Genomic DNA, 22,916 nt, shown 5'->3' with positions numbered 1-22,916 from the left:
GAGCGGGCTACGGCGAAGTGTGCGTCCGGTTGCCGCAGCGGCGGAAGGCCGCGTCGGGCTTGGTTATACTCGCTCCCAGTCAAGGGAGTCTTCATGCTCGAACCCGTGCAGTTATTGTCCGCCAGTCGCCAGAATCTCTGGCGTCTGACCCTTATCCGTATTCTGGTGCTGGCAGCTCAGGCGGGCTCGGTCGGTCTCGCCTACAAGTCGGGCATGCTACCGCTACCCTGGTTGCAATTGTCGGTCACTCTCGGCGTTTCTCTGCTGTTGTGCCTTGGCACGGCCTTGCGCTTGCGCGGCCCGTGGCCTGTGACCGAGGTCGAGTACGCCGTGCAGCTGGGCTGCGACCTGATCATCCACAGCGTGCTGCTGTATTACTCGGGCGGTTCGACCAACCCCTTCGTGTCCTATTACTTGGTGCCACTGACCATTGCCGCCGCAACGCTTCCGTGGATGTTCACCATCGTCCTGGCCGGTATGGCGCTGGCCGGCTACACATTGCTGCTGGTGTGGACGCATCCACTCGAGTTGCCGGCGGCGCGTGAGAGCCTGCTGGTCTATGGCATGTGGCTGAGCTTTGCCCTGTCTGCTGCGTTGATCACCTTCTTCGTGGCCAAGATGGCCGAGGAACTACGCCGCCAGGACGAGCTACGCGCCGAACGCCGCGAGGAAAGCCTGCGCGACCAGCAACTGCTGGCTGTGGCCACTCAGGCCGCTGGCGCCGCGCATGAGCTGGGTACGCCGCTGGGCACCATGAGCGTGCTGCTCAAGGAGCTGCGCCAGGAATACCGTGACAAGCCGGCGCTGCAGGACGACCTGGCCTTGCTGCAAGAGCAGGTCAAGTTGTGCAAATACACCCTGCAGCAACTGGTGCGTGCTGCCGAGAATGATCGGCGTCAGGCAGTGGTCGAGCAGTCCTGCGTCGAATGGTTGGAAACCACCCTCAATCGCTGGCACCTGATGCGCCCGGAAGCCAGCTACCGCTATCAGTGCCTGGGCCGTGGTACGCCGCCGCGCATCATGCCTCCGGCCGATCTCACCCAGGCGCTGCTCAACCTGCTGAACAACGCTGCCGATGCCTGCCCGGACAAGCTCGATATCCGCCTGGACTGGGATCATCAGTGGCTGCGTCTGAGCATTCGCGATCATGGTGCCGGCGTACCGCTGGCCATCGCCGAGCAGCTTGGTCGCCCCTTCTTCACCACCAAGGGCAAGGGCTTCGGTCTTGGATTGTTCCTCAGCCAGGCCAGTGTGACGCGTGCCGGTGGTACGGTTAAGTTGTATAACCATGAAGAAGGCGGCACCCTCACCGAATTGAAGTTGCCGCGAGCCTATGGCGCGGCCTGACAAGGAATACCCAGCATGAGCGACGAGTCCCTGTTCGAAGGTGAAGAGCATCCCCATCTGCTGCTGGTCGACGACGACCCCACCTTTACCCGCGTGATGGCGCGCGCCATGAGCCGCCGCGGTTTGCGCGTATCCACCGCGTCCAGCGCCGAAGAAGGCCTGGCGCTGGCCAAGGACGACCTGCCGGATTACGCCGTGGTCGACCTGAAGATGGAAGGCGACTCCGGCCTGGTGCTATTGCCCAAGCTGCTGGAGCTGGACGCCGAGATGCGTGTGGTGATCCTCACCGGCTATTCCAGCATCGCCACCGCGGTGGAGGCCATCAAGCGCGGTGCGGCCAACTACCTGTGCAAGCCGGCCGATGCTGACGATGTGCTCACTGCGCTGCTCTCCGAACACGCCGACCTGGACAGCCTGGTGCCGGAAAACCCGATGTCGGTGGACCGCCTGCAATGGGAGCACATCCAGCGCGTGCTGGCCGAGCACGAGGGCAACATCTCCGCCACCGCACGCGCCCTGGGCATGCACCGCCGCACGTTGCAGCGTAAATTGCAGAAGCGCCCGGTTCGCCGCTGAGGCGCTGCAGCGTATCGAGCGTGCTTTTTGTAAGAGCGGCTTTAGCTGCGAAACATCTGGCTCAGCGGCCTGGCCGCGGGTGAAATGCAATGCCCCCAGCGATCTGCGCGAGCGAATATTGGTGTCCTGTGCCCATGGCCGATAAATGCTTAGCCAGCTAACATAGGTCGTCAGACAACTCTGGTGCCCTATGTTCGCCGTCGCAGCACAAACCCTCGCCATCACTGCGCCCGTGTTCGCCATGCTGTTTCTCGGCGTGATACTCAAGCGTGTACGCTGGATCGATACCCCCTTCATCGATACGGCCTCGAGCCTGGTGTTTCGCGGCACCATGCCGACCCTGCTGTTTCTTGGCGTAGTCAAGGCCGACCTGGATGCGGCCATGCAGCCGCAACTGCTGACCTACTTTTTCCTGGCTACCGTGGCCTCGTTCTTCGTTGCCTGGGCCTGGGCGATCTGGCGGGTACCGTTCGAGGACCGTGGTATCTACACCCAGGGTGCCTTCCGTGGTAACAACGGCATTGTCGGTCTGGCGCTGGCCACCAGCATGTATGGCGACTACGGTCTGTCGGTCGGCTCACTGCTCGCGGCGCTGGTGATCCTCTGCTACAACGCGCTCTCGGCCGTCGTGTTGGCCATCTACAGCACAGGCGTGAAGCCTGGTGCCAAGGCCATCGTACGCAGCATCGTGACCAATCCGATGATCATCGGCGTGCTGTTGGCCGTACCGATCGCCTACTGGAAGATCCCGCTACCGCAGTGGTTTCTGACCTCGGCCGAGTACTTCGCGCAGATGACCTTGCCGCTGGCGCTGATCTGTATCGGCGGCACGCTGAGCCTGGCGTCGCTGCATCGCAGCAGCGGCACCGCGATCGGCTCGGGCATGATGAAAATGGTCTGGCTGCCCCTGCTGAGTACCTCTGGCGCCTGGCTGTTGGGCTTTCGCGGCGCGGACCTGGCAATCCTCTTCCTCTATTTCGCCAGCCCCACGGCGGCGGCCAGCTTCGTCATGGCCCGTGCAGTGGGCGCCAACCATGAGCTGGCGGCAGCCATCATCGTGATCACCACGCTGGCGGCGGTGGTCACCACCAACATCGGTTTGTTGTTGTTGCAATGGGGTGGCTGGATCTAGAGGAAGCGGTCACCAGCTTTTATAGGGTGCGCCGTGCGCACCGATGGCTCTGACGGTTGGTGCGCACGGCACACACTACGAATTGGTGTTGTTCTGCCACTCGTCGATCACTTCCTGCGCCGCGCGGAAGGCATCGATGCTGGCTGGTACACCAGCGTAAACCGCGCAGTGCAGCAGAGTTTCGCGAATTTCCTCGACGGTGCAGCCGTTGTTCAGCGCGCCACGCACATGGCCTTTGAGTTCCTGCGGGCATTTCAGCGCGGTCAGCGCAGCCAGGGTGATCAGGCTGCGTGTCGCGCGTGGCAGGCCGCTGCGCGTCCAGACGCCACCCCAGGCATGTTCGTTGACGAAGTCCTGCAATGGCTGGGTAAGCTCGGTGGCATTGTTCAGGGCGCGATCGACGAATGCATCGCCCATCACTTCACGACGTACCTGCAGACCGCGGTCATGGTTCTCGCTCATGTTCACACCTGCTCGCCGCGTTGTTTGTGCCAGGCGCGCCCGGCGATGATTACCAGGGTGATGGCGGTCAATGGCAGCACGTAACCCAGCATGGCTTCGCCCATCACGTCAGCGAAGGGGCGCCCCGTGGAAGACAGGATCAGGTAGAGGGTGTAGGCCACGTAATACGCCAGAAACAGTAGACCTTCCCAACGGTTGATGCGGTAACCGGCGAAGAAGATCGGCAGGCATGCAACGGCGACGGCAATCATGACCGGGAAATCGAACGCCAGGGCATTGGGCGACACCGAAATGGCGGTCGGCGAGACCAGCGAGGCCAGGCCCAGCACGCAGAGCAGGTTGAAGATGTTGCTGCCGACGATATTGCCCACGGCGATATCGCGCTCACCCTTGATGGCGGCGATGATCGAAGTGGCCAACTCCGGCAGCGACGTGCCGACAGCGACAACCGTCAAACCGATGACCAGCTCCGAAATTCCCAGTGCTCGTGCAAGCGTCACTGCGCCTTCGACCAGGAAGTTTGAACCTGCCACCAACAGCACCAGGCCGGCGATGATCAGGCCCAGGTTGACGGCCCAGGCGTAGGGCTTGGGCGCCTCGTCGAGGCCGAATTCCTTGGCGAATTCGTCATCATCGCCGCCCTTGTCCTTGCGCGCGCTGTAGATCAGGAAGCCGGTGTAGGCCAGCACACCACCGAACAGCAGAGTGCCGTCGAGGCGACTCAGTTCGCCGTCCCAGGCCAGGCCAAAGGTGACCAGGCTGGCGCCGATCATGATCGGCACGTCGAGGCGGATCAGCTGGCGCGAGACGACCAGCGGTGCGACCAGGGCAGTCACACCGAGAATCAGCAGGACGTTGGCGATATTGCTGCCGATCACGTTGCCGATGGCCAGATCGCCACTGCCGTTGAAGGCCGATTGCACGCTGACTGCGGTTTCCGGCGCGCTGGTGCCGAAGGCCACCACGGTCAGGCCGATCACCAGTGGCGGAATGCCGAACTGTGCGGCCAGCTTGGCGGCGCCGCGTACCAATACCTCGGCGCCGGCAACCAGCAGCACCAGGCCGGCGATCAGGTAGACATAGGTCATCAGGGTCATTGCAGGGTAGCTCCGAAAAAAGTGCGGTTAGTGTAGCGATGGCATTATTGACCGCTAGATGCGCCAGAAAGATTTTGTTGCCAATTGTTCCTCAGTCCAGTGCTTCGACCCTGACCGGCACCACGCCTGCGCGCAGCATGTCCAGTTGCGTTGCGGCGGCCCGGGAAACATCGATAACCCGGCCGCGCACGAAGGGCCCGCGGTCGTTGATGCGCAACACCACGCTGCGCTCGTTGTTCAGGTTGGTCACCCGTACCCGCGTGCCAAAGGGCAGGGTGCGATGCGCGGCGGTCAGCGCGTTCTGATCGAAACGTTCGCCGCTGGCCGTACGCTGGCCGTGGTGGCGGTCACCGTAGTAGGAGGCCTTGCCGGTTTCGCTGCCGCCTGGGCCGCCGCCGAACGTGGAGCAGCCGCCGAGCAGGGTGAGAGCGCCGAGCAGGGCAAGGGTCTGTAGCCTAGATAAAATCCGGGGCAGTGAAGGTTCCCGGATTGCATCCGGGCTACGGATCATCATGTTCATGGACTCCATAAAAAAACGCCGGGCGAGCCCGGCGTCGTTGCAGCTAGCGTAAGCGAAGCGGTCCGGCTCAGCCTTCGAGCTTTTTCTTCAGCAGTTCGTTCACTTGCCCCGGGTTGGCCTTGCCCTTGGAGGCTTTCATGGCCTGCCCGACGAAGAAGCCGAACATCTTGCCGCGCTTGGCTTCGTCGCTGGTGCGGTACTGCTCGACCTGTTCGGCGTTGGCCGCCAGCACTTCGTCGAGCATCTTCTCGATGGCGCCGGAATCGGTGACCTGCTTGAGGCCCTTCTTCTCGATCACTTCATCAGCCGTTGCGCCTTCACCGGCAGCCAGGGCTTCGAAGACCATCTTGGCGATCTTGCCGCTGATGGTGTTGTCCTTGATGCGCAGGATCATGCCGCCCAGTTGCTCGGCGGACACCGGCGACTGGTCGATCTCCAGGTTGTCCTTGTTGAGCAGGCTGGACAGCTCGCCCATCACCCAGTTGGCGGCCAGCTTGGCATCGTCACAGGTCTTGGCGACCACTTCGAAGTAGTCGGCCAGCTCGCGGCTGGCGCTCAATACACTGGCATCGTAGGCCGACAGCGCGTACTGGTTCTCGAAGCGCTCGCGCTTCTGCGGCGGCAGCTCGGGCAGGGCCGCGCGCAATTCGTCGAGGAAGCTGCGCTCGATCACCACCGGCAGCAGGTCCGGGCAGGGGAAGTAACGGTAGTCGTTGGCTTCTTCCTTGCTGCGCATGGAGCGGGTCTGATCCTTGTTAGGATCGTACAGACGGGTTTCCTGTACCACCTTGCCGCCGTCCTCGATCAGCTCGATCTGACGCTGAACTTCGTGATTGATGGCTTTCTCGATGAAGCGGAACGAGTTGACGTTCTTGATCTCGGCGCGGGTGCCGAACTCGGCCTGGCCCTTGGGGCGTACCGACACGTTGCAGTCGCAGCGCAGCGAGCCTTCGGCCATGTTGCCGTCGCAGATGCCCAGGTAGCGCACCAGGGCGTGGATGGCCTTGACGTAGGCGACTGCTTCCTTGGCCGAACGGATGTCCGGCTCGGAGACGATTTCCAGCAACGGCGTGCCGGCGCGGTTCAGGTCGATGCCGCTCATGCCCTGGAAGTCTTCGTGCAGGCTCTTGCCGGCGTCTTCTTCCAGGTGCGCACGGGTGATGCCGATGCGCTTGACGGTGCCGTCTTCCAGGGCGATGTCGAGGAAGCCCTTGCCGACGATGGGGTGATCCATCTGGCTGGTCTGGTAGCCCTTGGGCAGGTCCGGGTAGAAGTAGTTCTTGCGCGCGAAGATATTACGCTCGGCGATCTCGGCATCGATGGCCAGACCGAACTGGCAGGCCATGCGCACGGCTTCGGCGTTAAGCACCGGCAGGGTGCCGGGCATGCCGAGGTCGACCAGGCTGGCCTGGGTGTTGGGCTCAGCGCCAAAGGTGGTGGCGCTGGCCGAGAAAATCTTCGATTGGGTGCTGAGCTGAGCGTGAATCTCGAGCCCGATGACTGTTTCCCACTGCATCTTTATCGTCCTCAGAAGCCGCTCGGTACTTGTTTGTGCCAGTCGCTGACCTGCTGGTACTGGTGCGCGACGTTGAGCAGACGACCTTCCTGGAAGTAGTTGCCGAGCAACTGCACACCCACCGGCAGGCCGTCGATGAAGCCGGCTGGCATCGACAGGCCGGGGATGCCGGCCAGGTTGGCGGTGATGGTGTAGATGTCTTCCAGATAGGCGGAAACAGGGTCGGCGTTCTTTTCGCCGAGTTTCCAGGCCAGGTTCGGCGTGGTCGGGCCGAGGATCACGTCGACCTCCTTGAAGGCCGCGACGAAGTCGTTCTTGATCAGCCGGCGAATCTGCTGGGCCTTGATGTAGTAGGCATCGTAGTAACCGGCGGACAGCGCATAGGTGCCAACCATGATGCGGCGCTTCACTTCAGCACCGAAGCCTTCCTCGCGCGAGCGCTTGTACAGATCCTGCAGGTCTTTGGGGTTTTCGCAGCGGTAGCCGAAGCGCACGCCGTCGAAACGCGACAGGTTGGAGCTGGCTTCTGCTGGCGCGATCACGTAGTAGGCCGGGATCGCGTGCTGCATGTTCGGCAGGCTGATGTCCTTGACGGTGGCGCCGAGCTTTTTCAGCTCCTCGACCGCAGCCATCACCTTCTCACCGATGCGCGCATCGAGGCCGGCGCCGAAGTATTCCTTGGGCAGACCGATGCGCAGGCCGGCCAGCGGCTGGGCCAGCGCCGCCAGGTAGTCATCGACCGGCTGATCGACGCTGGTGGAGTCCTTGGCATCGAAGCCGGCCATGGCGCCGAGCAGCAGGGCACAGTCCTCGGCGGTGCGAGCCAACGGGCCACCCTGATCGAGGCTGGAAGCATAGGCGATCATGCCCCAGCGCGAGACGCGGCCGTAGGTCGGTTTGATGCCGGTAAGGTTGGTCAGTGCGGCTGGCTGGCGAATCGAGCCGCCAGTGTCGGTGCCGGTAGCGGCCGGCAGCAGGCGCGCGGCAACGGCGGCTGCCGAACCACCCGAGGAGCCGCCCGGTACGCGGCTGGTGTCCCAAGGGTTCTTCACCGGGCCGTAGTGGCTGGATTCGTTGGCTGAGCCCATGGCGAATTCGTCCATGTTCAGCTTGCCCAGGGTGACAGTGCCGGCGGCGGCCAGCTTCTCGACCACGGTGGCGTCATAGGGGGCCTTGAAGCCGGTGAGAATTTTCGAACCACAGGAGGTCAGCACGCCGTTGGTACAGAACAGATCCTTGTGCGCGATCGGGGCGCCGAGCAGTGGACCGTTTTCACCGGCGGCGCGGCGTGCATCAGCGGCCTTGGCCTGCTCGATGGCCAGATCCTCGGTGACGGTGATGAAGCTGTTGAGCTGCGGGTCGAGTTGCGCGATGCGCGCAAGCAAACTGCGGCTCAGCTCTTCGGCGGAGAATTGCTTGTCGGCGAGGCCGCGGGCGATCTCGGCCAAGGTCAGTTGATGCATGTCGGGCCCTTTCCTTTATTCGATGACTTTCGGCACGAGGTACAGACCGCTTTCCACGGCCGGGGCGATGGCCTGGTAGGCGTCGCGCTGGTTGCTCTCGGTGACCACGTCAGCACGCAAGCGCTGGGTGGCTTCCAGCGGGTGGGCCAAGGGTTCGATGCCCTGGGTGTCGACCGCCTGCATCTGGTCGATCAGGCCGAGGATGTTGTTCAGGGTCTCGGTGGTTTGCGGAATATCGCCTTCGTTCAGACCCAGGCGGGCCAGGTGGGCGATTTTTTCCACCTCGGAGCGTTCAAGCGCCATCGGGGGTTCTCCAGTGGAAGTGTGACAGAGAGGGCATGCAGGGAACGGATGTCGCGAGCCAGTGGTCAAAGGCCGCGATGTGCAGCTACAAGGCCCGGAAAAACAGGCAATCTACCATATTGCCGCCTTGCTCAAAATCCCTGCCGTTGTTAGAGTTTGCCGCACTTTTTACCCGCGCGTTTTTCCGCGTCTGACTTTTACCCACGCGTTGCCTAGGGTCCCTTCCTAATGTTCAAGAAACTGCGTGGCATGTTTTCCAGCGATCTGTCGATCGACCTGGGCACTGCCAATACCCTTATTTATGTGCGCGAGCGCGGTATCGTCCTGAATGAGCCGTCAGTGGTCGCGATTCGTACCCATGGCAATCAGAAAAGTGTCGTGGCCGTTGGCACCGACGCCAAGCGCATGCTCGGTCGTACGCCTGGCAACATCTCCGCCATTCGCCCGATGAAAGACGGTGTGATCGCCGACTTCAGCGTCTGCGAAAAGATGCTGCAGTACTTCATCAACAAGGTTCACGAGAACAGCTTCCTGCAGCCGTCGCCACGCGTGCTGATCTGCGTGCCGTGCAAGTCGACTCAGGTCGAGCGTCGCGCCATTCGTGAATCGGCGCTCGGCGCCGGTGCACGCGAAGTGTTCCTGATCGAAGAACCGATGGCCGCTGCCATCGGTGCCGGCTTGCCGGTCGAGGAGGCTCGTGGCTCGATGGTCGTCGACATCGGCGGCGGTACCACCGAGATCGCCCTGATTTCCCTGAACGGCGTGGTCTATGCCGAGTCCGTTCGCGTCGGCGGCGACCGCTTCGACGAAGCCATCATCACCTACGTGCGTCGCAACTACGGCTCGCTGATCGGTGAAGGCACCGCCGAGCGTATCAAGCAGGAAATTGGCACTGCCTACCCGGGCGGCGAGATCCGCGAAGTCGACGTACGCGGCCGCAACCTGGCCGAGGGCGTACCGCGCAGCTTTACCCTGAATTCCAACGAAGTGCTCGAAGCGCTGCAGGAGTCCCTGGCGACCATCGTTCAGGCGGTCAAGAGCGCTTTGGAACAATCGCCGCCCGAGCTGGCCTCGGACATTGCCGAGCGCGGCCTGGTGCTGACCGGTGGTGGCGCGCTGCTGCGTGATCTGGACAAACTGCTGAGCCAGGAAACCGGTCTGCCGGTGATCGTCGCCGAAGACCCGCTGACCTGCGTCGCCCGCGGCGGCGGCAAGGCCCTGGAAATGATGGATCGCCACGCCATGGACCTGCTCTCCACCGAGTGAGCCCCGCGGCTGTGGACGCTTGCCGTGCCGCCTCCGGGCGGCACGCGCATATTCGAGCATTGCAGTACACTCGGCCCAACCTTCGCCAGACCGGTTCGCCCTTCGCATGAATTCGCGCGCTTTCCGCCCTCGTGGCGCACAAGGAGCAGCTCATTAAGCCGCTCTTCGCCAAAGGTCCCTCGCTGGGCATTCGCATGTTGGTATTTGCCGTTTTGTCGGCAGTGCTGATGGTGGTCGACGCCCGCTTCGATACGCTCAAACCTGTGCGTAGCATGATGGGCATGGTGTTGACGCCCCTGTACGAACTGGCCGAGATGCCTGTGCGAGCCTGGGAAGGCGCGACCCAGCAAATTTCCTCGCGAAGCGAATTGCTGGCCGAAAACGAGAAGCTCAAGGCCGAAGCCCTGTTGCTGCAGCGCCGCCTGCAGAAGTTGGCGACCCTTACCGAGCAGAACGTGCGCCTGCGCGAGCTGCTCAACTCTGCAGCGTTGGTGGACGAGGAAGTGCTGGTCAGCGAACTGATCGGCGTCGATCCCAACCCCTACACGCACCGCATCCTGATCGACAAGGGTGAGAAGGACTGCGTCGACGAGAGCAAGAAAAACTGCGTGTTCCTCGGTCAGCCGGTGCTCGATGCCCGCGGCCTGATGGGGCAGGTGGTGGAAGTCATGCCCTATACCTCGCGCGTATTGCTGCTCACCGACAACACCCACAGCATTCCCGTGCAGGTCAACCGTAACGGCCTGCGCGCCATCGCTGTCGGCACCGGCAACCCGGAAAGCCTCGAGCTGCGCCACGTCGCCGATACCGCTGACATCAAGGAAGGCGATCTGCTGGTCAGCTCCGGCATGGGCCAGCGTTTCCCGGCCGGCTACCCGGTCGCCACGGTCAAGGAGGTCATCCATGACTCCGGCCAGCCATTCGCCATCGTTCGCGCCACGCCGACCGCGGCGCTCAATCGCAGTCGTTACCTGCTGCTGGTGTTCTCCGATCGCCGCAGCCCAGAGCAACGTGCCTCCGATTCGGCCCAGGCTCAGGAAGCCGCCGACCGCGAGGCCGTACAGGAACGTATCCAAGGTGAACAGGCGCCAGAGTCGAGCGTCGCTCCGGCCGCGGACACGCCCGCACAGGAGGCGAACTGATGGTCGGTGTAAGGCCCCGTAATGGCTGGGTGATCTGGCTGACCCTGGTCTTCGCGCTGCTGCTCAGCGTTGCGCCGATGCTAGAGTTCATGCAGGTCGGTCGTCCGCTGTGTGTCGCCCTGATTCTCACCTACTGGGTGCTGGCGCTGCCGCACCGGGTTGGCCTGACCACTGCCTGGGTGCTTGGTTTGGCGCAGGATGTGCTGCTCGGCACGTTGCTCGGGCAGAACGCGCTGATCCTCACACTGATCACCTTCCTGGTGCTGAGCCTGCACCAGCGTCTGCGCATGTTTCCCATGTGGCAGCAGAGCATGGTGCTGATGGTGGTGTTCGGTCTCGCCCAGTTGGTTCAACTGTGGCTCAACGCCTTGACCGGCAGCCGTCCGCCAACCCTGGCCTTCATCCTTCCAGCACTGGTCAGCGCCCTGCTGTGGCCCTGGATCTGCGTCATCCTGCGTGGATTGCACCAGCGCCTCAACGTCAACTGAACGCGGCCTGCCGCACGGCTGGCCGCGGTTCGCCAAGGGAGATACCCGCATGGCCGAGCTGTTTCTGGCCTCCGCCTCGCCCCGTCGCCGTGAATTGCTGGCTCAGATCGCTGTGCCTTGCGTCACGCAAATCGCCTCGATAGATGAAAATCCGTTGCCAGCCGAGCCGGCGGCAGCCTATGTAGAGCGTTTGGCGCGTGAGAAAGCGCGCGCCGGTCTGCTCGCCTTGGGCGGGCGCAAGGATGTCGTGGTGTTGGGCGCCGATACCGCTGTGGTGCTCGATGGACGCATTCTGGGTAAACCAGAGGATTTCGCCGAGTCACGTGCGATGCTGCAGGCCCTGTCGGGGCGTAGCCATCAGGTGATGACGGCTGTGGCACTGGTCAGTGGCGACCGCGAGGCGGCGCGAGTGGTCAGCAGTGAGGTGAGTTTTCGTCCTATCAGCGAGGCGGAAATCGAAGCGTACTGGGCCAGCGGCGAGCCATGTGACAAAGCGGGAAGTTATGGTATCCAGGGGTTGGCGGCCGTGTTCGTCAATCGATTGCAGGGCAGCTATTCAGCAGTGGTCGGCCTGCCGCTGTGCGAAACTGCGGAGCTGCTTGGCGAATTCGGTATTGCCTGTTGGCAGTTGCCGGCGAAAGGGCCGCGCTAAGAACCCAGGCGGTGGCAGCATAGGTAGTTTTTTGGCGTGCCCGAAAGCTTGAGTCCGCGGGGCGGTGCAGTAGCCCGGCCGGCATGATCACCAGGATGGATGCATGAGCGAAGAGATTCTGATCAATATCACGCCGATGGAGTCGCGCGTGGCGGTGGTGGAAAACGGCGTGCTGCAGGAAGTGCACGTCGAGCGTACACAGAAGCGCGGCATCGTCGGCAACATCTACAAGGGTAAAGTGGTGCGCGTGCTGCCTGGCATGCAGGCGGCCTTCGTCGATATTGGCCTGGAGCGTGCGGCCTTCATTCATGCTTCCGAGATTTCCACGCGTGAAGGCTCGGCGGTGGAGCCGATCAGCGCCCTGGTTCACGAAGGGCAGAGCCTGGTGGTGCAAGTCACCAAGGACCCCATCGGCAGCAAGGGCGCGCGCCTGACCACGCAGTTGTCCATCCCTTCGCGGTATCTGGTGTACATGCCACGCACCAGTCATGTCGGTATTTCCCTGAAGATCGAAGATGAGGCCGAGCGTGAGCGCCTCAAGCAGGTAGTCGCCGATTGTGTTGCCGCCGAAGGCATCGAGGAGGCCGGCGGCTTCATCCTGCGCACCGCAGCCGAGGGTGCTGGCGCTGATGAAATTCTGATCGACATCCGTTATTTGCGTCGCCTCTGGGATCAGATCGGCGCGCAGATCCAGAATGCCAAGGCGCCTGTGGTGATCTACGAGGATCTGTCCCTGGCGCTGCGCACCTTGCGTGACCTGGTCAGCCTACGTACCGAGAAGATTCGCGTGGACTCGCGGGAAACCTTCCAGAAAATCACCCAGTTCGTTGCCGAGCTGATGCCGGAGATTGCCGACCGCCTCGAGCATTACCCCGGTGAGCGGCCGATCTTCGATCTGTACGGTGTCGAGGATGAAATCCAGCGCGCGCTGGAGCGCAAGGTGCCGCTAAAGTCCGGCGGCTATCTGGTGGTCGACCCTGCCGAGGCGATGAGCACCATCGACGTCAACACCGGCGCCTTCGTCGGCCATCGCACGCTTGAGGAAACCATCTTCAAGACCAACCTCGAGGCCGCTACCGCGATTGCCCGTCAGCTACGCCTGCGCAACCTGGGCGGCATCATCATCATCGACTTCATCGACATGGAAGATGAAGAGCATCAGCGCCAGGTGCTGCGCACCCTGGAAAAGCAGCTCGAGCGTGATCACGCCAAGACCAACATCATCGGCATCACCGAGCTCGGTCTGGTGCAGATGACGCGCAAGCGCACGCGCGAAAGTCTCGAGCAGATTCTCTGCGAGCCCTGCAGCGCCTGTCAGGGACGCGGCAAGCTGAAGACGCCGGAGACCATCTGCTACGAGATCTTCCGCGAGATTCTGCGCGAAGCCCGTGCCTACCAGGCGGAAAGCTACCGGGTGCTGGCCAATCAGAAGGTGGTCGATCGCCTGCTCGATGAAGAGTCGGGCAACGTCGCCGATCTGGAAGCCTTCATCGGACGTACCATCAAGTTCCAGGTGGAAACCATGTATTCCCAGGAACAGTACGACGTGGTGCTGCTCTGAGCGCGGGGGCTTCCGAGGTGAGCGCCCTGGCGCGCCTCTTTTCGGCGCTGCTGCGCTGGGGCCTCGGTCTATGCGCCGCTGGTCTGGTGCTGGCGGCGCTTTACGTCAGCCTGGGCCGTGAGCTGGTGCCGTTAGTAGCCGAATATCGGCTCGAGCTGGAAGACGGTGCCACGGCCCAGTTGGGTGTGCCGGTGCGCATCGGTCGCCTCGAAGGCCGTTGGCAGGGTTTTGCCCCGGTACTGGAGGCGCATGACGTGCGTCTGGGTAGCGACGAGGAAGGCTTGAGCCTGGAGCGGGTACAACTGGTGCCGGACGTGGGCGGCAGCCTGCTGGCACGCCAGCCGCGCATCGCCCACCTGCAGTTCGACGGTCTGCAGTTGAACGTACAGCAGAACGCCGAAGGTGGCTGGCAGTTACAAGGGATGCCGCAGCGCAGCGGTCCCGAGGTGAATGTCGAGCAGCTACTGGAACAGTTGCAGATCGTCCACCGCATCAGTCTGCTCGACAGTCGCGTGGTGGTGCAGCCGCTGGATCAGGAGCCGCTGCTGCTCAGCTATGTCAATCTGAGCCTGCGCTATGGCAACAACACTCAGCGTCTCGACGGCCGCCTGCTGCTGCCTGATGGGCAACCGGTGGCGCTGCGTTTGCGTACGCGCATGCAGCCCGAGAGTTGGCGCGAGGCACAATCCGAGCTTTATCTAAGCCTGCCGCAGAGCGACTGGGCTGCCTGGCTGCCGAAGTCGCTGCTCGGTGACTGGCAGGTAGAGCGTCTGCAGGCTGGTGGAGAGCTGTGGCTGCAAGGCCATGGCCTGGTTCTGGACAAAGGTGCCTTGCGCCTGCATGCCCCCGAGCTGGCCGGCAGCCAGGCCAAGCATGAAGCGGTGACGCTCAAGGACCTTGCCTTCAACGCCTTCTTCGCTCAAGACAAGCAGGGCGTGCGGGCGCAGATCGACTCCCTGGCCCTGACCCATGGTGAGCAGCGTATCGGCGAATTGCACCTGAACCTGAAGCAAAAGGATGTGGGCGAGCCTGACGAGCGCTGGGCGCTGACGGCTGATCGTCTTGATCTTGCGGCCTGGGCGCCGCTGGTGCAGGCGCTGGTGCCGATGCCCGACAAAGCCCGCGATGTCCTGGGCGAGCTGGCGCCGGTTGGTGCGATCAACAACCTGCTGCTCGATTACTACCCCCGGCGTGAAGGCGCCGAACGCCTGCAGTTCGCCGCCAATCTGGACAAGGTGGGCATTCAGGCCTATCACGGTGCGCCGGCCGCCGAGAACGTCACTGGCAGTGCCTCGGGCAATATGTTCCAGGGCGAGCTGCGCCTGAACAGCGAAAATTTCGCCCTGCACCTGGATCAGCTGTTTCCCGAGCCCTGGCGCTACCGCCATGCTCAGGCCCGGTTGAGTTGGGACTGGAGTGAAACCGGCCTGACCTTGTACAGCCCCTACATGCGTGTGGATGGCGAGGAGGGGCAGGTCGCTGGAGACATGCTGATCCGCCTGCTGCATGACCCCGAGGCCGAGGACTACATGGACCTGCGCGTCGGTATGCGCGACGGCGATGCTTCTTATACCGAGAAGTACCTGCCGAGCCGCGCGCCCGGCATGAGCGCCGAGCTCGATCATTGGCTGAAGACGGCCATCCGTGCGGGCCATGTCGAGGAGGGTTACTTCCAGTATCAGGGTTCGTTGAACAAGGGCGCACCATTGGGAGCACGCAGCCTCAGCCTGTTCTTCAAGGTCAAGCATGCCGAACTGGCCTTCCAGCCAGGTTGGCCTGCGTTGCGTGAGGGCGTGGGTGAGGTGCTGATCGAAGACGATGCAGTGCGCGTGCGCCTACAGAGCGGGGGCTTGCAGGAAAGCCAGGTCAGCGATGTCGTGGCTAATATTCCGCTGTTGCACGACGGCAAACCACCACGTCTGCAGCTCGACGGCAAGGTGCAGAGCAGTCTGAGTGACGCCATCAAACTGTTGCAGGAAGCGCCTCTGGGGACCGCAGAAATCTTTGCCGGTTGGCAAGGTGAAGGGCCTCTGGCTGGCCGTCTGCAGCTGGATATTCCGCTGCAGAAGGGGCAACCGCCTGGTGTGGTGGTGGACTTCGCCACCGAGGGAGCAAGCCTCAAATTGGCCAATCCCGACCTGCAACTGAGCAAGGTTCAGGGTGCATTTCGCTTCGACAGCGCTGCCGGGCTGAGCGCGCCGGATGTTCGCGCCGAGGTCTTCGGGCGTCAGGTGCATGGCAAGATCAGCGCCGAGGGTGCACGTGGGCTGGCGCGTACGGTTTTCGATCTGCGTGGACAGGTGCAGATCGATACCCTCAGTCAGTGGCTGGGCGGACCGCAGAAACTGCCAGTCAGCGGACTGCTGCCTTATCGCCTGCGCCTGACCCTGGATGGCGATGACAGCAAGCTGCGTGTCGACTCCAGCCTGCGGGGTGTAGCGATCGATCTACCCGCGCCTTTCGGTAAGACGGCGCAGCAGGAGCGTGATACCGATTGGCGCATGACCCTCTCCGGGCGTGAGCGCCATTACTGGGCGAACTATGGCGAGCTTGCCAGTCTGAGTCTGGCCGCCCCTCCGGGAGCGCTGGCTGACGGCCGCGGTGAAGTGGTGCTCGGCGGCGGTGCTGCAGGGCTGCCTCCAGGTCAGGGCTTGCGTGTGCGTGGGCATCTGGATGAGTTGGACCTGGACGCCTGGAAGCAGCTCGGCAGCAATCATCCGGTCAAGGTGGATGCCGACAGCCAGCGCCTGCTGCGCAGTGTGCGACTGGATATTGGGCGTTTCCGCGGCTTTGGCCAAGAGGTCGAACAGCTGACCCTTGGTCTGGCGCGAGAAGGCCAGGGCTGGGCCTTGCAACTCGACAGCGAGCTGGCGGCTGGGCGTGTGCTGCTGGCCGATGCCGAGGGTGTGCCTATACGTATTGATCTGCAGCACGTGCGGTTGCCGGCGCCAGACCCTGAGGCGACCAAGGCCAGCGATGCGCCTGATCCTATGGCCGATATCGACCCTCGACAGATTCCGGCGCTGGATATCGCCATCCAACGTGTGCAGCGCGGTGACAAGGTACTGGGCGCCTGGTCGCTCAAGGTACGCCCGGAAGCGCAGGGCGTGCGTTTCGATGAGCTCGACCTTGACCTGCAGGGGCTGAAAATCGGCGGTAGCGCCGGTTGGCGAGGCACGCCAGGCAACACGCAGAGCTGGTACAAGGGGCGCCTGCAGGGCAAGGATCTCAGCGATATTCTCAAGGCCTGGGATTTTGCCCCCAGCGTCACCAGTGAAAACTTCCGGGTGGATGCCGACGGTAACTGGCCTGGTTCGCCGGCCTGGTTCTCGCTCAAGCGCTTCTCCGGCAATCTCGACCCCTCGCTGCGCAAGGGGCAGTTCGTCGAAGTGCAGGGCTCCGCCCAGGCGCTACGGGTGTTCGGCCTGCTCAACTTCAACTCCATCGGCCGCCGCCTGCGCTTGGACTTTTCCGACCTGCTTGGCAAGGGCCTGAGTTACGACCGGGTCAAGGGTAACCTGCAGGCGACCAATGGCCTGTTCGTCACCCATGAGCCGATCACCCTGACCGGGCCGTCGAGCAATCTGGAGCTCGACGGTAACCTGGACATGCGTGAAGAGCGTATCAATGCCAAGCTGCTGGTGACCCTGCCGGTGACCAACAATCTGCCGCTGGCGGCGTTGATCGTCGGCGCTCCAGCGATTGGCGGGGCGCTGTTCGTGGTGGACAAATTGCTCGGCGACAAGGTCGCTCGCTTTGCCAGTGTGCAGTACGACGTCAAGGGCCCGATGCAGGACCCGGAGATCAGCTTCGACAAGCCCTTCGAAAAACCGCAATGACGTGGTGTCTTGGCGTAGGCTGTTACGACGAGAACCGATGAGTACCACCATGAATCTCGCTGTAATCCAGATGGTCAGTCAGGACGACGTGCAAACCAACCTGCGCCTGGCCCGTCGTATGCTGGAACGAGCCGCCCAGGGCGGTGCACGCCTAGCCGTGCTGCCCGAGAACTTCGCTGCCATGGGGCGTCGAGACCTGGTCGCCATCGGCCGTGCCGAGGCAGTGGGCGAGGGGCTGATCCTGCCCTGGTTGAAACGGGCCGCGCGTGACCTCAGTTTATGGATAGTGGCCGGCACTTTGCCGTTGCCGCCGGATGACGATGCCGAGGGCAAGCCGCGTGCATGCTCGCTGCTGATCGACGACCAGGGCGAACGCGCGGCTCGCTACGACAAACTGCACCTGTTCGATGTCGACGTCGCCGACAACCGTGGCCGTTATCGTGAGTCCGATGATTTTGCCCACGGCCAGCGTGTGGTGGTGGCTGATACGCCGGTGGGGCGCCTGGGGTTGAGCGTGTGTTACGACTTGCGCTTTCCTGAACTGTTCGGGGCGCTGCGGGAAGCCGGCGCGGAGCTGATCAGCGTACCCGCCGCGTTCACGGCAGTGACTGGCGCGGCGCACTGGCAGGTGCTGACGCGCGCCCGCGCCATCGAAACCCAGTGCTATGTGCTGGCCGCCGGGCAGGGCGGTGAACATCCGGGGCAGCGCCTGACCTTCGGTCATTCGGCAATCATCGACCCTTGGGGCAGCGTTCTGGCCGAGCAGGATCAAGGCGAAGCCGCATTGCTGGCTTCGCGCGATGCCGCCGAACAGGCGAGCATTCGCCAACGCATGCCGGTGCAGCAGCACCGCCGTTTCTTTTTATCGGGCGCACCGCGTCCGATCGTTGTGGAGTGATCATGAATACGATGTTGCAATCCGTCAGCGAGCACCTGCTGGCGCCTGGGAACCTGACGCTCGACAGCCTTAGCGCCGTACTGGGCGAAGTGGCAGGTCCTGGTATCGATGCCGCCGATCTGTACTTTCAAAGCCAGGTCTCGGAAACCTGGGTGCTGGAAGATGGCATCGTCAAGGAAGGCAGTTTCAACCTCGATCAGGGCGTTGGGGTGCGTGCCCAGTCCGGTGAAAAAACCGGCTTCGCCTACAGCAATGCCGTCAGCCTCGATGCGCTGACGCAAGCCGCCCAGGCCGCACGTTCGATCTCGCGCGCCGGCCAGCAGGGCCGCGTGCAGGCTTTCGTCAGCCCGCAGGTGACCCAGTTGTATGCCGAGGGCAACCCGCTGGACGTCATGGGCCGCGCCGAGAAGGTCGAACTGCTGCAGCGTATCGACCGTGCCACGCGCGCGCTCGACCCGCGCATCAAACAGGTCACCGTGAGCCTGGCTGGGGTCTGGGATCGCATTCTGGTCGCTGCCCATGACGGCAGCCTCAGCGCCGATATCCGCCCGCTGGTGCGCTTCAATGTCAGCGTCATCGTCGAGCAGAATGGTCGCCGCGAGCGCGGTGGCCATGGCGGCGGTGGACGTACCGACTACCGCTATTTCCTGGAAGAAGACCGCGCCATGGGTTACGCCCGAGAGGCGCTGCGCCAGGCGCTGGTCAACCTTGAAGCCATCGCTGCACCCGCTGGCAGCATGCCGGTGGTGATGGGTGCCGGTTGGTCCGGTGTGCTGCTGCACGAAGCGGTCGGCCATGGTCTGGAAGGCGACTTCAACCGTAAAGGCAGCTCGGCCTACAGCGGCCAGGTCGGCCAAAAGGTCGCCTCCAGCCTGTGCACCATCGTCGACGACGGCACCCTGGCTGGGCGTCGCGGTTCACTTAGCGTCGATGACGAAGGCACGCCAACCCAATGCACCACGTTGATCGAGAACGGCGTGCTCAAGGGATACATGCAGGACAAGCTCAACGCGCGCCTGATGGGCGTGGCCGCCACCGGCAACGGTCGTCGCGAGTCATACGCGCACCTGCCGATGCCACGCATGACCAACACCTACATGCTGGCCGGTGAGAGCGACCCGGAGGAGATCATCCGTTCGGTGAAGAAGGGTATCTACTGCGCCAATCTCGGCGGCGGTCAGGTGGACATCACCAGCGGCAAGTTCGTCTTTTCCACCAGCGAGGCCTACCTGATCGAGGACGGCAAGATCACCGCGCCGGTCAAGGGCGCCACTCTGATTGGCAATGGTCCGGAGGCGATGAGCCGCGTGTCCATGGTCGGCAATGATCTGGCGCTGGACAGCGGCGTCGGCACTTGCGGCAAGGACGGTCAGTCGGTGCCGGTGGGCGTCGGGCAGCCAACGCTGAAGATCGATGCGATCACCGTAGGCGGCACCGGTGCCTGATGCGATGCAGGCTCAACGCAAGCCGCGGTGGATTTCATCGAGCTCGCGGATGTACTTGAACACCTTGCGCGCCGCAGCCGGAGGCTTGTTGCGCGCGGCTTCGTGCTGCGCGTGACGAACCAGGCCGCGCAGATGCTGGACGTCAGCGTCCGGGTAGAGCTCGACGAAGCTTTCCAGCGCGCTGTCGCCTTCGGCGATCAGGCGGTCGCGCCAGCGCTCGAGAGCGTGGAAGCGCTCGTTGTACTCGCGGGTGGAGCTGTCCACCTGGTCGAGCATGGCGACGATCGCGTCGACATCCTGTTCACGCATCAGCTTGCCGATGAACTGGATGTGGCGTTTGCGCGCGGCATTGGCGGTATGTTTCGGCGCTTCGGCGAGCGCGCGGCGTAAGGCATCGGTCAGCGGCATCTTGGCTAGCAGATCCGCCTTGAGCGTGGTCAGTCGCTCGCCAAGGTCCTGCAGGGCATGCAGTTCGCGTTTGACCTGGGATTTGCTCTTCTCCAGGGAGAAGTCGTCGTAGGAATCAGACATGGGGTGGGTCCAGAGGGAAACGCCGCCATGATAGCAGTAACCGTGACTGCCGGCCCGTGGGCTGGTAGTCGAGAGCAGGCCTTGGGTTTCGCATAAAGAGTGCCTGCGCCAAGAGAATCGGGAGTGGTTATGAGTGAAGTAGAACGTATCGGGCCGCAGGCCTTGCCAGTGCTGCAAGAGCAGGTCGAGGCCATTCTCGCCGAAGCCAGGCGCCAGGGCGCCAGTGCCTGCGAGGTGGCGGTTTCGGCTGGTCAGGGGCTGTCCACCACGGTGCGTCAGGGCGAGGTGGAGACCGTCGAGTTCAATCGCGACCAGGGTTTCGGCATCACGCTGTACGTAGGCCAGCGCAAGGGCTCGGCCAGCACCTCGGCCACCGGTATCGAGGCCATTCGTGAGACTGTGGCAGCGGCCCTGGCGATTGCCAAACATACCAGCGAGGACGAGTGCTCCGGCCTGGCCGATGCCGCGCTGATGGCGCGCGAGTTGCCCGAGCTGGATCTCTATCATCCCTGGTCGATCACCCCGGAGCAGGCGGTGGAGCAGGCGCTGACCTGTGAGGCCGCGGCTTTCGCGGCAGACAAACGGATCAAGAATGCTGACGGCACCAGCCTCAATACCCACCAGGGCTGTCGTGTGTATGGCAACAGCCACGGTTTCGTCGGCGGTTACGCCAGCACCCGTCACAGCCTCAGCTGCGTGATGATCGCCGAGGGCGATGGGCAGATGCAGCGCGACTACTGGTACGACGTCAATCGTCAGGGTGAACTGCTGGCCGATGCCAAGGGCATCGGCCAGCGCGCCGCTGAGCGCGCGGTCAGCCGTCTTGGTGCGCGCCCGGTACCGACTTGCGAAGTACCGGTGCTGTTCGCTGCCGAGCTTGCCGGCGGGTTGTTCAGTCACCTGCTGGCGGCAATCTCTGGTGGCAACCTGTATCGCCAGTCCTCGTTCCTCGAAGGCGCTCTCGGTCAGCGCCTGTTCCCCGAGTGGCTGACCCTTGACGAGCGCCCGCATCTGCCGCGTGCGCTGGGTAGTGCGACCTTCGATGGCGATGGCCTGGCCACCTACGCCAAGCCGTTCGTGGAGAAGGGCGAGCTGGTCTCCTACGTGCTGGGTACCTATTCCGGGCGCAAGCTGGGTTTGCCGAGCACCGCCAATGCCGGCGGCGTACATAACCTGTTCGTCACCCATGGCGATGAGGACCAGCAGGCGCTGCTTCGCCGTATGGGCCGTGGTTTGCTGGTGACCGAGCTGATGGGGCAGGGGCTGAATCTGGTCACTGGCGATTACTCGCGCGGCGCGGCGGGCTTCTGGGTCGAGAACGGCGAGATCCAGTTCCCGGTGCAGGAGGTAACCATCGCCGGCAATCTGCGCGACATGTTCCGCCAGATCGTTGCAGTCGGTCGTGACCTCGAACGCCGTGGCAATATCTGTACTGGCTCGGTGCTGATCGAGAAAATGACTGTCGCCGGCAGTTGAGTTGGCAGAAACGACAAGGCCACCTGCGGGTGGCCTTGTCGTTTTTGTCAGGAGGGGTTACTCGCCTTCGTCGAAGTAGTTCTCTATCAGGCCCACCAGGGCGGCCATCGCTTCTTCGTCCTGCTCGCCCTCGGTCAGCAGGTGCACATTGGTGCCCTTGCCGGCAGCCAACATCATCACGGCCATGATGCTCTTGCCGTCCACCAGGCTTTCGGCGCTGCGGCCGATGCGCACCTGGCAGGGATAGCTGCTCGCCACACCGACGAATTTCGCCGCGGCGCGGGCGTGCAGACCAAGCTTGTTGATGATGGTGATTTCACGTGCGGGCATCGCGGCATGGCTCCTTAGCTGAGGTCGCGGTGACGCACCTGGACGTTCTTCAGCGAGTCTTTGAGTGCCTGGCTTAGGCGATTGGCCAGATACACAGAGCGGTGGTGACCACCGGTGCAACCAATGGCGATGGTGACATAGGCGCGGTTGCTGGCGGCGAAGCGCGGCAGCCATTTTTCCAGATAGGCGAGGATGTCCTGATACATTTCCTCGACTTCCGGTTGCGCGGCCAGGTAGTCGACCACGGGCTGATCCAGGCCGGAATAGTCGCGCAGCTCAGGCTTCCAGTATGGGTTGGGCAGGCAACGTGCATCGAATACCAGATCGGCGTCGACCGGCATGCCACGTTTGAAACCGAAGGACTCGACGAGAAAGGCGGTGCCAGTCTGTACCTGACCCAGCAGGCGCAGCTTTAGCGTGTCGCGCAACTGATAAAGGTTCAGTCGAGTCGTGTCGATCTTCAGATCGGCACGATCAGTGATTGGCGCCAGCAGCAGACTTTCGTACGCAATGGCTTCTGCCAGCGAGCGGTTATCGTTGGTCAGCGGATGGCGCCTGCGGGTTTCCGAAAAACGCTTGAGCAGCGTCTCGTCTTCGGCGTCGAGATAGAGCACATCGCAGCGGATGTTACGTTTGCGTACTTCTTCGAGCAGCTCGGGGAAACGCTTGAGCTGACTCAGCAGGTTACGTGCATCGATGGAGACAGCCACTTGCGGCAGCAGCATGTCGCTGTGCGGCAGGAAGCGCTCGGCGAGGTCCGGTAGCAGCCCGGCCGGCAGGTTGTCGATGCAATAGAAACCGTTGTCCTCAAGTACATCGAGGGCGGTGCTCTTGCCCGAGCCCGAGCGACCGCTGACGATGATCAGGCGCAT

21 protein-coding genes are annotated in these 22,916 nt (G+C 63.0%); 12 read left to right on the top strand and 9 right to left on the bottom strand.

Translation table 11 applies throughout. From position 1 onward, the window contains the following. Positions 1 to 93 precede the first annotated feature (93 nt). The 3 genes from ACNFCJ_RS13025 (at position 94) to ACNFCJ_RS13015 (ending at position 3,055) form a co-directional block, all read left to right on the top strand. Entirely contained in the window at positions 94 to 1,347 is a 1,254-nt protein-coding gene (locus ACNFCJ_RS13025) for an ATP-binding protein (protein ID WP_099522507.1), read from the top strand. A 15-nt stretch (positions 1,348 to 1,362) separates the two neighbouring features. Next, positions 1,363 to 1,923: a response regulator transcription factor gene (locus ACNFCJ_RS13020; RefSeq protein ID WP_106732704.1), complete on the top strand. Its 561-nt coding sequence runs from the start codon at positions 1,363 to 1,365 to the stop codon at positions 1,921 to 1,923. 190 nt (positions 1,924 to 2,113) lie between these two features. Further along, positions 2,114 to 3,055, top strand: coding sequence for an AEC family transporter (locus ACNFCJ_RS13015; RefSeq protein ID WP_125833755.1), 942 nt, complete (start codon positions 2,114 to 2,116; stop codon positions 3,053 to 3,055). Between the two features lie 75 nt (positions 3,056 to 3,130). On the opposite strand, the gene ACNFCJ_RS13010 is transcribed toward ACNFCJ_RS13015, so the two are convergent. From ACNFCJ_RS13010 to gatC, 6 genes are all read right to left on the bottom strand, one after another. Then, positions 3,131 to 3,517: a carboxymuconolactone decarboxylase family protein gene (locus ACNFCJ_RS13010; protein WP_125833754.1), complete on the bottom strand. Its 387-nt coding sequence runs from the start codon at positions 3,515 to 3,517 to the stop codon at positions 3,131 to 3,133. A 2-nt stretch (positions 3,518 to 3,519) separates the two neighbouring features. Beyond that, a complete protein-coding gene (locus ACNFCJ_RS13005) occupies positions 3,520 to 4,614 on the bottom strand; it encodes a calcium/sodium antiporter (RefSeq protein WP_179575601.1) in 1,095 nt (364 codons plus the stop codon). Between the two features lie 91 nt (positions 4,615 to 4,705). Further along, positions 4,706 to 5,128, bottom strand: coding sequence for a septal ring lytic transglycosylase RlpA family protein (locus ACNFCJ_RS13000; RefSeq protein ID WP_416771735.1), 423 nt, complete (start codon positions 5,126 to 5,128; stop codon positions 4,706 to 4,708). Positions 5,129 to 5,201: 73 nt separating this feature from the next. Beyond that, positions 5,202 to 6,650 carry an Asp-tRNA(Asn)/Glu-tRNA(Gln) amidotransferase subunit GatB gene (gene gatB, locus ACNFCJ_RS12995; RefSeq protein WP_416771733.1) on the bottom strand — a complete coding sequence of 483 codons (1,449 nt, stop codon included), beginning with the start codon at positions 6,648 to 6,650 and terminating at the stop codon, positions 5,202 to 5,204. A gap of 11 nt (positions 6,651 to 6,661) precedes the next feature. Beyond that, the gene (gatA, locus tag ACNFCJ_RS12990; protein ID WP_416771732.1) at positions 6,662 to 8,113 is read right to left on the bottom strand and encodes an Asp-tRNA(Asn)/Glu-tRNA(Gln) amidotransferase subunit GatA; all 1,452 of its coding nucleotides are present in this window, start codon (positions 8,111 to 8,113) and stop codon (positions 6,662 to 6,664) included. A gap of 15 nt (positions 8,114 to 8,128) precedes the next feature. After that, a complete protein-coding gene (gene gatC / locus ACNFCJ_RS12985) occupies positions 8,129 to 8,416 on the bottom strand; it encodes an Asp-tRNA(Asn)/Glu-tRNA(Gln) amidotransferase subunit GatC (protein WP_037000555.1) in 288 nt (95 codons plus the stop codon). 228 nt (positions 8,417 to 8,644) lie between these two features. Here gatC and mreB point away from each other — a divergent pair, with 228 nt between their 5' ends. The 8 genes from mreB (at position 8,645) to tldD (ending at position 19,707) form a co-directional block, all read left to right on the top strand. Further along, entirely contained in the window at positions 8,645 to 9,682 is a 1,038-nt protein-coding gene (gene mreB / locus ACNFCJ_RS12980) for a rod shape-determining protein MreB (protein WP_045734124.1), read from the top strand. Between the two features lie 152 nt (positions 9,683 to 9,834). Beyond that, complete coding sequence (mreC, locus tag ACNFCJ_RS12975; RefSeq protein WP_416771824.1) at positions 9,835 to 10,824, top strand: rod shape-determining protein MreC; 990 nt, start codon at positions 9,835 to 9,837, stop codon at positions 10,822 to 10,824. Beyond that, positions 10,824 to 11,312, top strand: a complete 489-nt coding sequence (mreD, locus tag ACNFCJ_RS12970; protein WP_416771730.1) for a rod shape-determining protein MreD — start codon at positions 10,824 to 10,826, stop codon at positions 11,310 to 11,312. Before mreC ends, mreD begins: the two co-directional genes overlap by 1 nt. A gap of 49 nt (positions 11,313 to 11,361) precedes the next feature. Continuing rightward, positions 11,362 to 11,964, top strand: a complete 603-nt coding sequence (locus ACNFCJ_RS12965) for a Maf family protein (RefSeq protein ID WP_416771729.1) — start codon at positions 11,362 to 11,364, stop codon at positions 11,962 to 11,964. 103 nt (positions 11,965 to 12,067) lie between these two features. Beyond that, a complete protein-coding gene (gene rng, locus ACNFCJ_RS12960) occupies positions 12,068 to 13,525 on the top strand; it encodes a ribonuclease G (RefSeq protein WP_106732722.1) in 1,458 nt (485 codons plus the stop codon). A 17-nt stretch (positions 13,526 to 13,542) separates the two neighbouring features. Next, positions 13,543 to 17,364 carry a YhdP family protein gene (locus ACNFCJ_RS12955; protein WP_416771727.1) on the top strand — a complete coding sequence of 1,274 codons (3,822 nt, stop codon included), beginning with the start codon at positions 13,543 to 13,545 and terminating at the stop codon, positions 17,362 to 17,364. Positions 17,365 to 17,413: 49 nt separating this feature from the next. Continuing rightward, positions 17,414 to 18,262 (top strand): carbon-nitrogen hydrolase family protein, encoded by an 849-nt coding sequence (locus ACNFCJ_RS12950; protein WP_416771725.1) that lies wholly within the window; start codon positions 17,414 to 17,416, stop codon positions 18,260 to 18,262. Between the two features lie 2 nt (positions 18,263 to 18,264). Then, the gene (tldD, locus tag ACNFCJ_RS12945; protein WP_416771724.1) at positions 18,265 to 19,707 is read left to right on the top strand and encodes a metalloprotease TldD; all 1,443 of its coding nucleotides are present in this window, start codon (positions 18,265 to 18,267) and stop codon (positions 19,705 to 19,707) included. A 12-nt stretch (positions 19,708 to 19,719) separates the two neighbouring features. Here the strand turns inward: tldD and yjgA are convergent, their stop codons facing one another. Then, a complete protein-coding gene (gene yjgA / locus ACNFCJ_RS12940; RefSeq protein ID WP_055983985.1) occupies positions 19,720 to 20,238 on the bottom strand; it encodes a ribosome biogenesis factor YjgA in 519 nt (172 codons plus the stop codon). 129 nt (positions 20,239 to 20,367) lie between these two features. Here yjgA and pmbA point away from each other — a divergent pair, with 129 nt between their 5' ends. Continuing rightward, entirely contained in the window at positions 20,368 to 21,714 is a 1,347-nt protein-coding gene (gene pmbA, locus ACNFCJ_RS12935; RefSeq protein WP_416771722.1) for a metalloprotease PmbA, read from the top strand. A 57-nt stretch (positions 21,715 to 21,771) separates the two neighbouring features. On the opposite strand, the gene ACNFCJ_RS12930 is transcribed toward pmbA, so the two are convergent. Further along, on the bottom strand, positions 21,772 to 22,044 hold the full coding sequence (locus ACNFCJ_RS12930) for an HPr family phosphocarrier protein (protein ID WP_416771720.1): 273 nt from the start codon (positions 22,042 to 22,044) through the stop codon (positions 21,772 to 21,774). Between the two features lie 14 nt (positions 22,045 to 22,058). Then, the gene (gene rapZ, locus ACNFCJ_RS12925) at positions 22,059 to 22,916 is read right to left on the bottom strand and encodes an RNase adapter RapZ (protein ID WP_416771719.1); all 858 of its coding nucleotides are present in this window, start codon (positions 22,914 to 22,916) and stop codon (positions 22,059 to 22,061) included.

Origin of the sequence: Pseudomonas sp. NY15364 (genome assembly GCF_048068235.1) — a bacterium.
GTDB classification, from domain to species: domain Bacteria; phylum Pseudomonadota; class Gammaproteobacteria; order Pseudomonadales; family Pseudomonadaceae; genus Aquipseudomonas; species Aquipseudomonas mendocina_D.
The sequence above is the reverse complement of the archived record's forward strand: the minus strand, read 5'-3'. Positions and strand labels throughout refer to the sequence as shown.

Bases quoted from the DNA above. Each gene is read 5' to 3' on its own strand.
- ACNFCJ_RS13015 (WP_125833755.1), top strand. From the start codon at position 2,114: ATGTTCGCCGTCGCAGCACAAACCCTCGCCATCACTGCGCCCGTGTTC.
- ACNFCJ_RS13005 (WP_179575601.1), bottom strand. From the start codon at position 4,614: ATGACCCTGATGACCTATGTCTACCTGATCGCCGGCCTGGTGCTGCTG.
- gatC (WP_037000555.1), bottom strand. From the start codon at position 8,416: ATGGCGCTTGAACGCTCCGAGGTGGAAAAAATCGCCCACCTGGCCCGC.
- ACNFCJ_RS12930 (WP_416771720.1), bottom strand. From the start codon at position 22,044: ATGCCCGCACGTGAAATCACCATCATCAACAAGCTTGGTCTGCACGCC.
- ACNFCJ_RS12965 (WP_416771729.1), top strand. From the start codon at position 11,362: ATGGCCGAGCTGTTTCTGGCCTCCGCCTCGCCCCGTCGCCGTGAATTG.
- yjgA (WP_055983985.1), bottom strand. From the start codon at position 20,238: ATGTCTGATTCCTACGACGACTTCTCCCTGGAGAAGAGCAAATCCCAG.
- mreB (WP_045734124.1), top strand. From the start codon at position 8,645: ATGTTCAAGAAACTGCGTGGCATGTTTTCCAGCGATCTGTCGATCGAC.
- tldD (WP_416771724.1), top strand. From the start codon at position 18,265: ATGAATACGATGTTGCAATCCGTCAGCGAGCACCTGCTGGCGCCTGGG.
- gatB (WP_416771733.1), bottom strand. From the start codon at position 6,650: ATGCAGTGGGAAACAGTCATCGGGCTCGAGATTCACGCTCAGCTCAGC.
- ACNFCJ_RS13025 (WP_099522507.1), top strand. From the start codon at position 94: ATGCTCGAACCCGTGCAGTTATTGTCCGCCAGTCGCCAGAATCTCTGG.
- ACNFCJ_RS13000 (WP_416771735.1), bottom strand. From the start codon at position 5,128: ATGATGATCCGTAGCCCGGATGCAATCCGGGAACCTTCACTGCCCCGG.
- gatA (WP_416771732.1), bottom strand. From the start codon at position 8,113: ATGCATCAACTGACCTTGGCCGAGATCGCCCGCGGCCTCGCCGACAAG.
- ACNFCJ_RS12950 (WP_416771725.1), top strand. From the start codon at position 17,414: ATGAATCTCGCTGTAATCCAGATGGTCAGTCAGGACGACGTGCAAACC.
- pmbA (WP_416771722.1), top strand. From the start codon at position 20,368: ATGAGTGAAGTAGAACGTATCGGGCCGCAGGCCTTGCCAGTGCTGCAA.
- ACNFCJ_RS13010 (WP_125833754.1), bottom strand. From the start codon at position 3,517: ATGAGCGAGAACCATGACCGCGGTCTGCAGGTACGTCGTGAAGTGATG.
- rapZ (WP_416771719.1), bottom strand. From the start codon at position 22,916: ATGCGCCTGATCATCGTCAGCGGTCGCTCGGGCTCGGGCAAGAGCACC.
- rng (WP_106732722.1), top strand. From the start codon at position 12,068: ATGAGCGAAGAGATTCTGATCAATATCACGCCGATGGAGTCGCGCGTG.
- ACNFCJ_RS13020 (WP_106732704.1), top strand. From the start codon at position 1,363: ATGAGCGACGAGTCCCTGTTCGAAGGTGAAGAGCATCCCCATCTGCTG.
- mreD (WP_416771730.1), top strand. From the start codon at position 10,824: ATGGTCGGTGTAAGGCCCCGTAATGGCTGGGTGATCTGGCTGACCCTG.